1 protein-coding gene is annotated in these 244 nt (G+C 69.7%); it reads left to right on the plus strand.

Translation table 11 applies throughout. The features are described from left to right. Positions 1–244: beta-eliminating lyase-related protein (locus SB725_RS33365; RefSeq protein WP_410923717.1), on the plus strand; the 244-nt coding region annotated here is incomplete at both ends.

Genomic DNA, 244 nt, shown 5'->3' on the forward strand with positions numbered 1-244 from the left:
TGGGCGACGACGTATGGGGCGACGACCCGACCGAGCTCCGCCTGCAGGCGGTCACGGCCGAGCGGGCCGGCAAGGAAGCCGGCCTGTTCTTCCCGAGCGGCACGCAGAGCAATCTTGCCGCGCTGATGGCCCATTGCGAACGCGGCGACGAATACATCGTCGGCCAGCTCGCCCACACCTACAAGTACGAAGGCGGCGGCGCGGCCGTGCTCGGCAGCATCCAGCCGCAGCCGATCGAGAACGC

This window comes from Pseudomonas sp. SIMBA_041, from assembly GCF_046535095.1.
GTDB lineage: Bacteria > Pseudomonadota > Gammaproteobacteria > Pseudomonadales > Pseudomonadaceae > Aquipseudomonas > Aquipseudomonas mucoides.